Source organism: Bradyrhizobium sp. CB1015 (assembly GCF_025200925.1).
Classification (GTDB): Bacteria; Pseudomonadota; Alphaproteobacteria; order Rhizobiales; family Xanthobacteraceae; genus Bradyrhizobium.
The window spans coordinates 6,436,870-6,451,227 of record NZ_CP104174.1 but is presented as its reverse complement, the minus strand read 5'-3'; the positions used below and the strand labels follow the sequence as shown (position 1 = coordinate 6,451,227).

The 14,358-nt window shown below is 64.1% G+C and carries 12 protein-coding genes; 5 read left to right on the top strand and 7 right to left on the bottom strand.

The window, feature by feature from the left end; genetic code table 11:
• Position 1 precedes the first annotated feature (1 nt).
• Entirely contained in the window at positions 2-1,048 is a 1,047-nt protein-coding gene (locus tag N2604_RS30240; RefSeq protein WP_260371689.1) for a peptidase M29, read from the top strand.
• On the opposite strand, the gene N2604_RS30235 is transcribed toward N2604_RS30240, so the two are convergent.
• The 5 genes from N2604_RS30235 to N2604_RS30215 are packed head-to-tail and all read right to left on the bottom strand — an operon-like array spanning position 1,045 to position 6,763.
• Positions 1,045-2,037: a 3-hydroxybutyryl-CoA dehydrogenase gene (locus N2604_RS30235; protein ID WP_260371688.1), complete on the bottom strand. Its 993-nt coding sequence runs from the start codon at positions 2,035-2,037 to the stop codon at positions 1,045-1,047. The two genes, N2604_RS30240 and N2604_RS30235, sit on opposite strands and share 4 nt — an antisense overlap.
• Before the next feature lie 3 nt (positions 2,038-2,040).
• Positions 2,041-3,129, bottom strand: coding sequence for an NAD/NADP-dependent octopine/nopaline dehydrogenase family protein (locus tag N2604_RS30230; RefSeq protein WP_260371687.1), 1,089 nt, complete (start codon positions 3,127-3,129; stop codon positions 2,041-2,043).
• Positions 3,126-4,661 (bottom strand): class I adenylate-forming enzyme family protein, encoded by a 1,536-nt coding sequence (locus tag N2604_RS30225; protein WP_260371686.1) that lies wholly within the window; start codon positions 4,659-4,661, stop codon positions 3,126-3,128. The genes N2604_RS30230 and N2604_RS30225 overlap by 4 nt, the downstream gene beginning before the upstream one ends.
• Positions 4,662-4,663: 2 nt before the next feature.
• A complete protein-coding gene (locus tag N2604_RS30220; RefSeq protein ID WP_260371685.1) occupies positions 4,664-5,953 on the bottom strand; it encodes an acyl-CoA dehydrogenase family protein in 1,290 nt (429 codons plus the stop codon).
• Positions 5,954-5,965: 12 nt separating this feature from the next.
• Entirely contained in the window at positions 5,966-6,763 is a 798-nt protein-coding gene (locus N2604_RS30215; RefSeq protein WP_260371684.1) for an alpha/beta fold hydrolase, read from the bottom strand.
• A 209-nt stretch (positions 6,764-6,972) separates the two neighbouring features.
• Here N2604_RS30215 and N2604_RS30210 point away from each other — a divergent pair, with 209 nt between their 5' ends.
• The 4 genes from N2604_RS30210 (at position 6,973) to N2604_RS30195 (ending at position 12,372) form a co-directional block, all read left to right on the top strand.
• Positions 6,973-7,734 carry an SDR family NAD(P)-dependent oxidoreductase gene (locus N2604_RS30210; protein WP_260371683.1) on the top strand — a complete coding sequence of 254 codons (762 nt, stop codon included), beginning with the start codon at positions 6,973-6,975 and terminating at the stop codon, positions 7,732-7,734.
• A 44-nt stretch (positions 7,735-7,778) separates the two neighbouring features.
• The gene (locus N2604_RS30205; RefSeq protein ID WP_260371682.1) at positions 7,779-8,615 is read left to right on the top strand and encodes an enoyl-CoA hydratase family protein; all 837 of its coding nucleotides are present in this window, start codon (positions 7,779-7,781) and stop codon (positions 8,613-8,615) included.
• Between the two features lie 103 nt (positions 8,616-8,718).
• Positions 8,719-11,070 (top strand): bifunctional salicylyl-CoA 5-hydroxylase/oxidoreductase, encoded by a 2,352-nt coding sequence (locus tag N2604_RS30200; RefSeq protein WP_260371681.1) that lies wholly within the window; start codon positions 8,719-8,721, stop codon positions 11,068-11,070.
• 51 nt (positions 11,071-11,121) lie between these two features.
• Entirely contained in the window at positions 11,122-12,372 is a 1,251-nt protein-coding gene (locus N2604_RS30195; RefSeq protein ID WP_260371680.1) for a flavin-dependent oxidoreductase, read from the top strand.
• Between the two features lie 9 nt (positions 12,373-12,381).
• Here N2604_RS30195 and N2604_RS30190 read toward each other — a convergent pair whose 3' ends face one another.
• Complete coding sequence (locus N2604_RS30190) at positions 12,382-12,837, bottom strand: cupin domain-containing protein (RefSeq protein WP_260371679.1); 456 nt, start codon at positions 12,835-12,837, stop codon at positions 12,382-12,384.
• A gap of 107 nt (positions 12,838-12,944) precedes the next feature.
• Positions 12,945-14,120 (bottom strand): ABC transporter substrate-binding protein, encoded by a 1,176-nt coding sequence (locus N2604_RS30185; RefSeq protein WP_260376331.1) that lies wholly within the window; start codon positions 14,118-14,120, stop codon positions 12,945-12,947.
• Positions 14,121-14,358 lie beyond the last annotated feature (238 nt).

Sequence of the window (14,358 nt, the reverse complement as noted above, 5' to 3'; positions counted from 1 at the left end):
CATGCTGGCTGATCGCATCGAAGCAAAATGGATCGACGCGTTTTGCGAGATCTTCGAGCGTTGCGCCGTCAAGGCTGGTGATACCGCCGCGATCCTCTCGGAAACCCAGTCGCGTGCGTTGAACGTGCATCTTGCGGAACTGGCCCTGCTGCGCATGGGGGCGCGTCCGTTTCATGTGATGATGCCGACTCCGCGTAACCGGAATATCGTCCCGGTACGCTCGACCGGGGCGAGTGAGGTAATCCAGCGGCTTGGCCCGGTCATCACCGCGCTTCAGCAGGCGGGCTTCGTGGTGGATTGCACGATCGAAGGCCTCATGCACGCGGTCGAGACGCCGGAGATCCTCAAAGCCGGCGCGCGGATCCTGGTGATCTCCAACGAGCATCCCGAAGCGCTGGAGCGCATGGTGCCAGATTCCGCGCTCGAAAAGCGTGTTCGTGCCGCGGCCAAGATGCTGCGCGGAACCAAGCGCATGCGTGTCACCTCGAAGGCCGGCACGGCTCTCGACGTCGACATGGTCGGCGCCTCCACGGTCGGTGTGTGGGGCTGGACCGACAAGCCCGGCACGCTGGCGCATTGGCCCGGTGGAATTGTCGTCAGCTTCCCCAAGAGCGGGACCATCAACGGCACGCTGGTGATGGCGCCCGGCGACATCAACCTGACCTTTAAACGGTACCTGGCCTCGCCGGTGAAGATGACGCTGAAGGACGATTATGTCGTCGAGCTGGACGGCGAGGGCACGGATGCTGCGATGATGCGTGCCTATCTCGCCGCCTGGGGCGACCGCGAAGCCTACGCCGTGTCGCATGTCGGCTTCGGTATGAATCCCGGTGCGCGCTATGAGGCGCTATCCATGTACGACCAGCGCGATACCAACGGCACCGAAATTCGGGCCGTCTCCGGCAACTTCCTGTTCTCGACCGGCGCCAATGAATTCGCCGGGCGCTACACGGCGGGACACTTCGATCTGCCGATGATGGGAACGACGATCGAGCTCGACGGCGTTGCGGTGGTGCGCGACGGCGTACTTCAGGACGTCTTCGGCTAGCCTCGGTCGAGCACGGGCGGCCGAGCGAGGTCGAAGTGCCGGAGCAGGTCGACCATGGCTTGCAACCGCTTCACGCGATAAGCATCGACATCCATCCCGGAATAGTCCAGGAAGCCGGCGCCCGTGCGCAGGCCGATCCGGCCTTCATGCATGTTGCGGGAAATGACCTCCGGCGCGCGATAGCGGTCGCTGCCGAGCGCGCCTTCAAGGTAACGGCTGGCATAGTACAGGATATCGCCGCCGCCCCAATCGATGAATTCGAGCAGCCCGAGCACGGCGTAGCGGAAGCCGAAGCCGTAGCGAATAGCCTTGTCGATCTCTTCGGCGCTGGCGACGCCTTCCTCCACCATGCGCGCGGCCTCGTTCATTGCCAGCGCCTGGATGCGGGGGACGATGAAACCCGGTGTGGCGGCGCAGACCACAGGCACCTTCCCGATGCCTTCGAGCAGCGTCTTGACCTCGTCGATGACGGCCGGGTCCGTCGCCTTGCCGGGCGAAACCTCGACCAGCGGGATGAGATAAGCCGGGTTGAGCCAGTGCACATTGAGAAAGCGGCGCGGGTTCACGATCGCGCCCGAGAGATCGTCGACGAGGATGGTCGAGGTCGTCGACGCGATGATCGTGTCAGGGCCGACCTGCTTTGACGCCGCCCCCAGCACCTCGCGCTTGAGCTCGACGACTTCAGGAACGCCCTCGAAAACCATTCCGGCGTCAGCCAACGCTGCGCCGCTCCGGCTCGCCGGCACCACCGAGACCCGCGCGATCAGCGGATCAACATCTGCCTCGGTCAGCAGCCCCAGCTTTGACAGGCTGGTGAAGGTCTTCCTGACTTCGCCGAGTGCGTCGGCCTCTAGCTGGGCAAAGTCCATCGCGGACCGAGCCTTGACGTCGATCATCGTGACCTTGTGCCCGGCGTAGGCGAACGCGACGGCGATGCCGCGGCCCATGCGGCCAGCCCCGAGACAGGCGATACTGACGCGACTATTCATTGATCAGAATCCATTGCGGAGCAGCGTCTGCAATTCAGCCTTGCTGAGATGGCCCAGCCCGAGCGTCTCGAGCGTTCGGCCACGTCGCGCAAAATCTTCGCCGCAGACCGCGCCGCCGATCGACAGGAACGCTTTCGCCAGCGGCGTGGCCACGCCAGCCAGACCGGCGACCGAAACCAGCAGCGACAGCCCGAGCCGCAGATCCTCGCGCATGTAGCGGTGCTCGGTCAGCACGATCCGCTCGCGCCAATCACCGGAATCGGTCAGCCGGTCGTGCGAGCCGCGACCATACATCCAGATCTCGCCTTCTTCCGCGTAGTGATGAGCGAGCGGGAAATGCGGCGCGCCGTAGCCGAGTGCTTCGCGCACCGCGATGCGTTCTGCGTCGAGCGCGTCAGTGACCCTGCGGATCGCGGCTTGCGTGCCTTCCTTGTGAATGTCCCAGCGTTCGAAATGCTCGATCGGGCCGGCGTTCATCATGATCAACGGCGGATGGATGATCGGGCCGGCATTCATCAGTGCGCCTGAGAGTGCATCTCCGCACGGTTCGATAACGCCCGGGAAAGCGCGTCCGATCACTTCGAGCGCATGCGGCGCCTGATCGAGCGGGAACACGCCGACCGGCAGCCGCTTGGCGCGGATGGTGATCGCGACCTCGAACGGTCCGTGCTTGCGGGTCAGCCACGGAAGCGTGCCCGTTTCGGCAAAGCTGGCCTTGGCGCGGTTGCCGGCATCTCGCGCAGCCTGGGCGAGAATCATCGAGCCGAATGTTGCCGGCGGCAGAAATATGACCTGACCGTCGCGCAGACGCGGCGCGAGCAGGCGAGCGATATCTGCTTGCGCGAAGGCAGGAGCCGGGCACAGGATCAACTCCGTGCCATCGATGGCGTCCGCCATGTGGGTCGTGACCAGCGCCAGCTTCACGTCGTGGCGGCCGTTGTGATCCTTGACCAGGATGCGCGAGCCGGCGGCGCGATGCGCCGCGACCTGATCGGCATCGCGGCGCCAGAGCCGCACCTCATGCCCAGACAGTGCAAAATCGCCCGCGGCCGCGAAAGAGCCGTTTCCCCCACCCAGAACCGCGATCTTCAAGATGCTTCTCCTTGCGCGCGCGATTGCGCATCAAGCTGCTTCAGCAGGAAATGCTGGACCTTGCCTAGCGCCGTGCGCGGCAGGTCGGTGACGAAAACGATCTCGCGCGGAACCTTGTAGCGCGCGAGTTGCGCCTGAAGATGTTTCCTCAACTCGCCCACTTCGAGCCGGCAGCCGGATCTCGCAATGACATAGGCGATCGGCACCTCATCCCAGCGCGGGTCGGGCCGGCCGATCACGGCGCATTCGCTGACATCGGGGTGTTCGAGCAGGACTCGCTCGACCTCGGCCGGGTAGATGTTTTCTCCGCCTGAAATGATCATGTTCTTCTTCCGGTCGCGGACCCAGAAATAGCCGTCGGCGTCGCACAGGCCGATATCGCCTGTGCGATACCAGCCGTCGTGCAGCGCGTCGCGCGTCGCGGCCTCGTTGCCCCAATATTCGAAGAACACGTTGGGACCGCGCACCGCGATCTCGCCCGGCGTGCCCGCGGGCAGTTCGTTGCCGGCCTGGTCGATCACCTTTGCCTCACAGCACAGGCCGGCAAGGCCGGTCGATCCCGGGCGCGAGAGATCGCCGCCAAGCCGCGTGTAGACGGCGATCGGGCAGGTTTCGGTCGAGCCATAGACCTGAAGCACCGGGACATCGCGCGCGACGAAGCGCTCGATCAGGTGCGGCGGCACGATGGTCGAGCCGGTGGCGACGGCCCTGAGTGACGAAAGATCAGAGGGCGCCCAGGCAGGATGCTCGCTCACCGCCTGGAGGATCGCAGGCACCATCACCGTGAGTGTCGGCCGTTCCCTTTCGATGGCCGCAAGCGCGGCGTCCGGCGTGAAGCGCGCATGCACCGTGACCGTCGCGCCCAAATGGAGCGCAGGCGTGGTCTGGATGTTGAGGCCGCCGACGTGGAAGAACGGCAGCACGGTCAGCACGTGGTCGTCGGATGTCATGTTGTGCATGTGCTGGCTCATGACGCCGTTCCAGAACAGCGCCTCCTGGCGCAGCACCGCTCCCTTTGGCCGGCCCGTCGTGCCGGACGTGTAGACGATGAGCAGCGGGCAGGAGAGGTCGGTGTGCGGATTCCGGCTCGTGCCGTCATCGCGGGCCAGCAAATCCTCGAACGTCGTGCCGCGAGGCGGCGTGAAGTCGAAGCCGACGACGGATGTCCCCACCGCGGTCTGCCCCAGCTCGGCAAGTACTCCGGAAAACGCCTGCTCGAGCACCAGGACCTTGGCGCCGGCATCGCCGAGGATGAACAGCTGCTCGGCGACGGCCAGTCGCCAGTTCAGCGGCACCAGGATCGCGCCGAGCCGCGCGCAGGCGTAAAGCAGAACCAGATAATCCGGCCGGTTCAGGCTTAGAATCGCGATGCGGTCGCCGCGGCCGACGCCGAGCTCCCGCTTCAAGGCGGTCGCGCTTCGTTCGATCCGTGCGGCGAATGCCGCGTAACTCAGCCGCTTCCCTTCGAAGGCAATGGCCGTCTTGTCTGGCGCGAACGCCGCGTTGCGGTCGATCAGGCTACAGAGGTCCACGGTCAGTCGTCCGTTTCACCGGCCTCGTACAGCGCTTCGCGCCCGATCCGGTCGAGGCAGAGCTCGGCGGTCCAGGGCAGCATCAGCGAGCCGCAGCGGCTGTCCCGATAGATCCGCTCCAGCGGCAGCGAGCGAAGCATGGCCTGGCCGCCGCAGGTGCGGATCGCGAGCGCGGCGAGCTCATTGGCGCCCTCCATCACCGAATATTGCGCAGCATAGGCGCGCAGCACCTGCTCCTTGGTCGGATTGGCGCGCGCCTCGGTCACGGCCTGGAACCAGATCCCCTTGATTTGCTCCAGCTTGATCTGCATCTGCGCCACCGCAATCTGCTTGGTCGGGTACATCCGCCGCTTGACCGGCGGCATGCCAGGGACTTCGCCGCGCAAGTAACGCACGGTAAAGTCGTAGGCGGCTTGCGCCAGGCCCATATAGGTCGGCGACAGCGTCAGGAACATGTGCGGCCAGCGCATTGCGGCCTGGAAATATACGCCGCGCGGCATCAGCGCTGAATCTTCCGGCACGAACACGTCCTTGAACAGCAGGGTCCGCGAAACCGTGCCGCGCATGCCCAGCGGATCCCAGTCACCGACGATCGAGACGCCTTCTGATTTGGCTGATATGGCCAGGTAAAGCGTGTTGCGGCGCGAGGCCTTCTCGCCTTCCTCGATCTCGGTGCAAAGCACGCCGTAATAGTCGGCGTGGCCCGAGAGCGAGGCAAAGATCTTTTTTCCGTTGACGATCCAACCGCCCGTGACCGGCCTTGCTTCCGTGCCGAATGCGACCCCGCCGGCGGCAGCTGCGCCGCCTTCTGAGAAGGGCTGCGAATAGATCGCGCCATCCTCGACGATGCGCTTGTAGTGGACCGCGCGCCGCCGCTCGTGCTCAGCGCGCGTCTCCGCATCCATGTCGAGATCGTCGGCGAGGGGACCCGACCACAGGGTCGAGCAGACGTGCATGTTCCAAGTCAGCGCGGTGGCGCCGCAATAGCGGCCGATCTCGGCTGCCGCCAGGGCATAGGTCTGGTAATTGGCGCCGAGGCCGCCGTGCCTCTTGGGCACGGCGATGCCGAGCAGGCCGACGCGATGCAAATCGCGGTAATTTTCAGTCGGGAAAGTCGCCTCGCGATCGTAAGTGGCGGCCCGGCCGGCAAACACGGTCTGGCCGATCTCTCTCGCACAGGTGATGATGCCGGCCTGCTCGTCGTTCAAGCGGAACGCAGCGGGATCGAAGATCAGCGCATCCAGAGCCACCTTGTTGGTCGTCCCAATCGTCTTGCCACCTTGTATGGTCATCGCGCAGTCACCTTAGGCCTTGGTCGCGAGAGAGTTCAGGAACCGGCCGAGAGCTTCGTCGAAGGCGTCGGGGCGTTCGAGATTGGCGAGATGGCCCACGCCGGCGAGCTCGACATATTCAGCTCCCGGAATAAAGGTCGCCGTCTTTGCCATCATCCGCGCAGGCGCGTTATTGTCCTTGGAGCCCGACAGCAGCAGTGTCGGGACGGAAATGTTCCCGAGCGTGCTGCGCTGATCGAAGCCGATGAGAGCCAGCATCATGGCGCGATAGCTTGCTTCGGGCACGCTCCCCATGCATTCGCGGGCAACCTCCATCCCGTTCGGATCGGGATCGTCGCCGACAAGCTCCTTCACCAGCGAAGGCGCCAGCGACTTCATCGTCTCCCCGCGATCGAGCGGTCCCAGCCGCGCTGCGATAAACGATTTCTGCCAGTCGCCGTCCGCCTTTCCGAACGCAGGGCTGGTCTGCGCCAGCACGACTGCGCGTGCCAGTTTGGGGGACTGAACCAGCCAGTTCTGAACAATCATGCCGCCGATGGAATGGCCGACCAGAACAGGCCTGCTGACGCCGAGTTGCTCGATGAATTGCTGCAGCGCCTCCGCCAGGGCAGCGATACTGACGCTCGCAAGCGGCGCCGATCCGCCATAACCGGGCATGTCCCATGCGATCGCGTGGAAGCGGCCTCCGAATGTGCCAAGCTGCCGCCGCCAGGCCCGCGCCGCCCCGCCGATGCCGTGCAGGAAGATCAGCGATATCGCGCCCGGTTCGCCCGCGGCTTCGTAGGCGAAGCGTCCGTCCTTTGTTGTCATTGGCACAGGCTGCGACACGCGACATCCTTCTGCTGGCCCTTCGATGCTAACAGGCCTTTCGGGGATGGGAAGCGATAATTTTATACTTAAAGCAATTTTCGGGCCGTCTCATGCGGCGGCATCCGCCGGCCGAGCGCGGCTTTCGTTGCAAAAAGTTGAAGGTTAAAATATATCGGGAGCACGATCACGAAATCTGAGGGAGCCAGCGCATGTCCGGATTGCCGCATTCGCCGCACGCGCTGGTCACCGGTGGAGGGCGCGGCATCGGCCGAGCGATCGCTTCCTCTCTCGTCAGCGCCGGCGCAACCGTAGCGGTGCTTGGCCGGAACGCGGCGGTTCTCGACGAGGCGGTCAATGCAGGTGACGCGCACTTTGCGGCTGTCGCTGATGTCTCGAACGAAGCATCTCTGAAGGCCGCGATCGCCGGGGCAAGTGCGCGCAAGCCGATCGACATCCTGATCGCCAACGCGGGCAGCGCTGAATCGGCGCCGTTCGCGAAATCCGACAGCGCACTCTTCAGCCGGATGATGGATGTCAATTTCATGGGCGTCGTGCATGCCATCCAGGCCGTGCTGCCGGGCATGAAGGATCGCCCCTACGGTCGCATCGTCGCGGTGGCGTCCACGGCCGGGCTCAAAGGCTACGCCTATGTCAGCGCGTATGCGGCGGCCAAGCACGCCGTGATCGGCCTCGTGCGTTCCCTTGCCCTCGAGATGGCTGGAAGCAACGTCACCGTGAATGCGGTGTGTCCGGGCTTCACCGACACCGATCTGGTCGCCGGCAGTATCGACAATATCATGAAGAAGACCGGCCGAACCCGCGAGCAGGCGATTGCCGAGCTCGCGAAGCATAATCCGCAAGGAAGACTCATCACGCCGCAGGAGGTGGCCGACGCGGTGCTCTGGCTTTGCGGCGAGGGCGCCGGTGCGATCACCGGGCAGGCGATCGCCGTTGCCGGCGGCGAGTTGTAGCGCTGCCTGGTGCAGGCACGGAACAACAGAACCAAGGAGATCCCATGAGCAGACCAGCCAATCCTGTCACCGTGCCGCTTGCGGATTACTCGCCGCAGCACTTCCTGCTGGCCGTGGTCGACGGCGTTGCGACGGTCACGCTCAACCGCCCCGAGCGAAAGAATCCGCTGACCTTCGAGAGCTATCGGGAGCTGACCGATTTCTTCCGCGCCTGCGCCTTTGACGACGCGGTCAAGTCCATCGTCGTCACGGGTGCCGGCGGCAATTTCTCGTCCGGCGGGGACGTGTTCGAGATCATCGGCCCGTTGGTGAAGATGGACACCAAGGGGCTGACCGGCTTCACGCGCATGACCGGCGATCTCGTCAAGGCGATGCGGGCGTGTCCGCAGCCGATCGTGGCCGCCGTCGAGGGCATCTGCGCCGGCGCCGGGGCGATCATCGCCATGGCATCGGACATGCGCCTTGCGGCGAGCGGGGCGAAGGTGGCGTTCCTGTTCAACAAGGTGGGGCTGGCGGGCTGCGACATGGGCGCTTGCGCCATCCTGCCGCGGATCATCGGGCAGTCCCGCGCCTCTGAGCTGCTCTACACCGGCCGGTTCATGACTGCGGAAGAGGGCGAGCGCTGGGGCTTCTTCAGCCGCATCGTCACGCCGGAGCAGGTGCTGCCCCAGGCGCAGGTTCTGGCCAGGCAGGTCGCGGAAGGCCCGACCTTCGCCAACACCATGACCAAGCGGATGCTGGCGATGGAATGGGCGATGTCGGTGGAGGAAGCGATCGAGGCGGAGGCCGTTGCCCAGGCCCTGTGCATGACCACGGCGGATTTCGAGCGCGCCTTCGAGGCTTTCTCCAACAAGGTCAAGCCGATCTTCAAGGGCGACTGAGCCCGGTCGCAATTATCTGCAGCAAATCCAGAGAGGGGGACTTGCGAGAAACTATTTTAGGCTTAAAATAGTTTTCCTGGCCGGGTGAAGTGGCGAGGCTCCCATGAAAGTCGCGATCATCGGTGGCGGACCTGCGGGTCTCTATGCTGCGATCCTGCTCAAGAAGCAGCGTCCGGCCTCGGACATCACGGTCTATGAGCGCAATCGGGCCGACGACACCTTCGGCTTCGGCGTGGTGTTCTCGGATGCGACGCTCGACAATTTCGAGAAGCGCGATCTTCCGAGCTATCGCCGCATCACCCAGGAGTTCGCCTACTGGGACGACATCGCCGTGCACTTCCGCGGCACCGTGCACCGCGTCGGCGGCAACGGCTTCTGTGGCTGCTCGCGGCAGAAGCTGCTTCTGATCCTCCAGGAGCGTGCACGCGAGCTTGGTGTCACCTTGCAGTTCGAGGTCGATATCGACGACGAAACCCGCTTCGCCGATGCCGATCTCATCCTGCTCGCCGACGGCATCAACAGCCGTTTCCGCGAGAAATACGTCGATCATTTCCAGCCGGAGCTCGACCTGCGCGCCAACAAGTTCGCCTGGATGGGCTCGACCAGGCCGCTTGATGCCTTCACCTTCATCTTCCAGGAGACGGAGTGGGGGCCGTTCATCGCCCATGCCTATCAGTACGAGGCCGGGCACTCGACCTGGATCTTCGAGACCGATCCCAAGACGTTCGAACGCGCGGGGCTGACGGGTCTCGACGAGACTCAGTCCGCCGCGCGGATGGCCGACATCTTCGGTTGGTTCCTGGGTGGGCACAAGCTGCTGACGAACCGCTCGATGTGGCGCAACTTCCCGATGATCCGCAGCAAGCGCTGGGTCAAGGACAACATGGTGCTGCTCGGCGACGCCAAGGCGAGCGCACATTTCTCCATTGGCTCAGGCACCAAGCTCGCGATGGAAGACGCCATCGCGCTGGCCGAAGCCATGGAGAAGGCGCCCAGCATCAAGGCGGCGCTGGAAGTCTATGAGCACGGCCGCCGCGAGGAGGTCGAGAAGACGCAGCATGCCGCCGACGTTTCGCTGGTCTGGTTCGAGCATGTCGACCGCTTCTGGGATTTCGATCCGGTTCAGTTCGCCTTCGGCGTGATGACGCGCTCGAAGGCGATCACCTACGACAATCTCAAGCTTCGCGCGCCCGATTTCGTGGCGGAGGTCGACAAATCGTTTGCAAGGCAGGTGCGCAGCAGCGGCTTCGATGTCGACACCGATCGACCGATCGTCCCGTTGTTCCAGCCGTTCCGCCTGCGTGAGATGAAGCTCGCCAATCGCGCGGTGATGTCGCCAATGTGCATGTATTCGGCGAAGGAAGGTGTGCCGACTGATTTCCACCTGGTGCATTACGGCTCGCGCGCGATCGGCGGCGCCGGCCTGATCTTCACCGAGATGACCTGCGTCAGCCGTGACGCCCGGATCACGCCCGGCTGCGCTGGTCTGTGGAACGACGAGCAGGAGGCCGCCTGGCGACGCATCGTGGATTTCGTCCACGGCAACTCGGCCGCGAAGATCTGCCTGCAACTGGGTCACGCCGGCCGCAAGGGCGCGACCAAATTGATGTGGGACGGCATGGACCGTCCGCTGGAGCAGGGCGGCTGGGAGATCATTTCGGCATCGCCGCTGCCCTATTACCCCGACAGTCAGGTGCCGCGCGAGCTCGACCGCGCCGGCATGAATGCGGTGAGGGAGTCTTTCGTCGCGTCGGCCGAGCGCGGCGAGCGCTGCGGCTTCGACATGCTCGAATTGCACTGCGCCCACGGCTATCTGTTCGCGAGCTTCATCTCGCCGCTGACGAATACCCGCAACGACGAATATGGCGGCTCGCTCGCCAACCGTCTGCGGTTCCCGCTCGAGATCTTCGAAGCGCTGCGCGCGGTGTGGCCATCACACAAGCCGATGTCGGTGCGCATCTCCGCGACCGATTGGGCTGACGGAGGCATTACCGGCGATGATGCCGTCGCCATCGCACGGGCCTTTGCCGAGGCGGGTGTCGATCTCGTCGACGTCTCGACCGGCCAGACCGTGCGCGATTCGCAGCCGGTCTACGGGCGCATGTTCCAGACGCCTTTCTCCGACCAGGTCCGAAACGAGGCGCGCGTCGCCACGATGTGCGTCGGCAACATCACCACGGCGGACCAGGCCAACACCATTCTGGCCGCCGGCCGGGCTGATCTCGTCGCCCTCGGCCGTCCCCATCTTGTCGATCCCTTTTTCACCATGAAGGCGGCGGCCTGGTACGGGGCAAACGACGCCTTCTGTCCCCCGCAATATCTGCCCGGAAAAGATCAGATTTTCCGCAACAGCGTGCGCGACCGGCAGGATCTCGAGGAGCTGAGAATTAAGGCTAAGCCCAAGACCCGGGCCGAGCTCAAGGCGGAGGCGACAAAGCCGCTTGCGGCGGAGTAACCGCCCGTGCGACGTTAACCCATTGCCTGTGTTTCGAGTGGAGTTAGGGCGATGAAGGCGATTATCGTCGGTGGCGGTATCGGTGGTCTCACCACGGCATTGATGTTCCGCTCGCGCGGCCTGGATTGCGAGATCTACGAGCAGGCCGACACCATTCGCGAGCTCGGCGTCGGCATCAACACACTGCCGCATGCCATGCGGGAGCTGGCCGGCCTCGGCCTGCTCCAGAAGCTTGACGACGTCGCGATCCGCACCGACCAGCTCTACTATCTTAATCGCCACGGCCAGGAGGTCTGGCGCGAAGCCCGCGGCATCGACGCCGGCCATGACGTGCCGCAATTCTCGATCCACCGTGGCCGCCTTCAGGGCGTCATTCATCGCGCGGTCGAGGAGCGGTTGGGCCGCGAGGCGATTCACACCGGCTGCCGGCTCGGCGCCTTCACCCAGGACGAGGGCGGCGTCACCGCTTATTTCTTCGATCGATCCGGTGCCCATGTGCACACCGCGCGCGGCGATATCCTGATCGGCGCCGACGGCATTCACTCGCGCGTCCGCGAGACGCTGTTTCCGAACGAAGGGCCGCCGTGCTGGAATGGGCTGATGCTGTGGCGCGGCGCCCGCGACTGGCCGCTGTTCCTGACCGGCAAATCCATGATCGTGGCCGGCGGTCTCAATGCCAAGGTGGTGATCTATCCGATTGCGGAAGGATCGAGCCCGGCCAGTCGCCTCACCAATTGGGCGGTGCTGGTCAAAGTGGGCGAGGGCAACGCGCCGCCGCCGCGGAAGGAAGACTGGTCGCGGCCGGGCCGCCGTGAAGAGCTGATGCCGCACGTGGCGCGCTTCTCGGTGCCCTATATCGACGTGAAGAGCCTGATCTCGGCAACGCCCGAATTCTACGAATATCCGACCTGCGATCGCGATCCCTTGCCCTATTGGTCGTCAGGCCGGGTCACGCTGCTCGGCGATGCCGCGCATCCCATGTATCCGGTGGGGTCGAACGGCGCCTCGCAGGCTATTCTCGACGCGCGCTGCCTTGCGGATGCGCTGGTGCGCGCCGAACATCCGCGTCAGGCCTTGCTTGAGTACGAGAAGAAGCGTCTGCCGATGACGGCCGAGATCGTCCGCTCCAACCGGCGTGGCGGCCCCGAGGGCGTCATCGACGCCGTCGAGCAGCTCGCGCCCGACGGTTTCGACAATGTCGACAACGTCCTGAGCTATTCCCAGCGCGAAGCCATCGTGCGCGGGTATGCCACCAAGGCGGGCTTCGCCGCGGTGCCGGGACTCGCGGCGGTGCGCGCTTAAGACAGGCTGCTAGCCGCCGGGAGGCGGCGGCAGGAAATGGATGTTGAACTCGGCGGCCATGGCCACGACGTCCTCCGGCTTCTGCTCCTTCATGTTGTGAAGGCCCCAGAACAGGTCGAACAGCTTGCGGCTCGGCGAGACCCAGAACAGCACCTTCGCGGTCTGCTCCGACTTGTTGAAGATGCCGTGCGGCACGCCCATGCCGAGGCGGATCAGGTCGCCCGCACTTGCCTGCGCCTCCGAATTGCCCAGCACGAAATCGAGCCTGCCCTCCAGCATGTAGAGATATTCATCCTGGTCGGGATGGATGTGCGGCGGCACGAAGGTGCCCGGCGGCAGCGTCGCGTGCCAGGAGAAGCTGTTCTCGGCATAGCTCTTCGGCACGTAGGTCTGGCCGAGGATATTCCAGGAAATGCCCTGGATTCCCTCATTGGCCCGTGTGATGCCAGTGATTTCGCTCTTCATTGCAGTCCTCCCGTAACGCGCTGCGCGGCTATTGTTAGAGCATGATCATTTTCGGGAAAACCGCTGCGCACATTGCGCTACCGCGGCCCTTCGGGTCCGGATCATGCTCAGTTCGCCGCCTTGCAGTCCTTGGCATAGCGATCGCCGTAATTCTCGAAGACCTTCTGCACGATCTCCGTCTGGAACTTGCCGTCCGGACGCTTGGCGACCTTGGTCAGGTAGAAATCCTGGATCGGATAATTGTTGTTGTTGAACTTGAAGGCCCCGCGCAGCGAGGTGAAGTCGGCCTTCTTTAAGGCGGCGCCAACGGCGTCCTTGTTGGAAAGGTCGCCCTTCACGGCTTTGACGGCGCTGTCGATCAGCATCGCGGCATCATAGGCCTGGGAGGCGTAGGTGCCGGGAACGCTATTGTAGGCGGCCTCGTAGGTGGTAACGAACTTCTTGTTCTGGGGATTGTCGAGATTGGGTGCCCAGTTCGCGCCGCCGAACATGCCGACAGCCGCATCCTGCTGCGCCGGCAGGGTCGATTCATCGACGGTGAAGGCCGAGAGCACTGGAATGGTGTCGGCGAGCCCGGCCTGCCGGTACTGCTTGACGAGATTGACGCCGAGGCCGCCCGGCATGAACGTGAACAGCGCATCGGGCTTCTGTGAGGAAATCTTGGAGAGCTCCGGCTGGAAATCCAGCGTGTTCAGCGGCATGTAGGATTCCTCGACGATTTCGCCCTTGTAGTCGAGCTTGAAGCCCGCCACCGAATCCTTGCCGGCCTGATAGTTCGGCACCATCAGGTACATGCGCTTGTAGCCGCGATCCTGCGCGACCTTGCCGAGGATCTCGTGCACCTGATCGTTCTGATAGGACGTCACATAGAAGAACGGGTTGCAGTCCTTGCCGGCGAATGTCGACGGCCCGGCATTGGGGCTGATCAGGAAGGTTTTCGATTCCGTGATGGGCCGGTGGATGGCCTGGAGAATGTTGGAGAAGATCGGACCGACCACGAAGTCGACCTTCTCACGCTCCAGGAGGCCCTTCACCTTGGTCACCGCAGCATCCGGCTTCAGCTCATCGTCGACAACGACGACCTCGACGTCGCGGCCGCCCATCTTGCTGCCGAGATCCTTCACGGCGAGCGCGAAGCCGTCGCGAACCTGCTGCCCCAGCGCGGCGGCGGGTCCCGACAGGGTCACGATCACACCCAGCTTGATTTTTTCCTGGGCGAGGGCAGGGGTGGCCACGGTGCCCAGCAGCATCGCGGCTGCGGCCAAGGTCATTTGCATCTTCATCATCTGTCCCTCGTGACGATTGGCTTGCGCTGCAAGCCACGTATTCCAATCCAAAGCTTATGCCGATGACGGCCGCCGCGGCAAGCTGAGCGCCAGGCGTCGCATCCTGCGGGCAGCGGTGCATGCAAGCGGCGCGCCAATTATTTGAAGCCTAAAGAAATCGGTGTGCGGTCGATTGTTGCAGCTTTGGACTTGCAGCCGGCCCGGATTTATTTGAAGCTCAAAACGTTGGGGAATC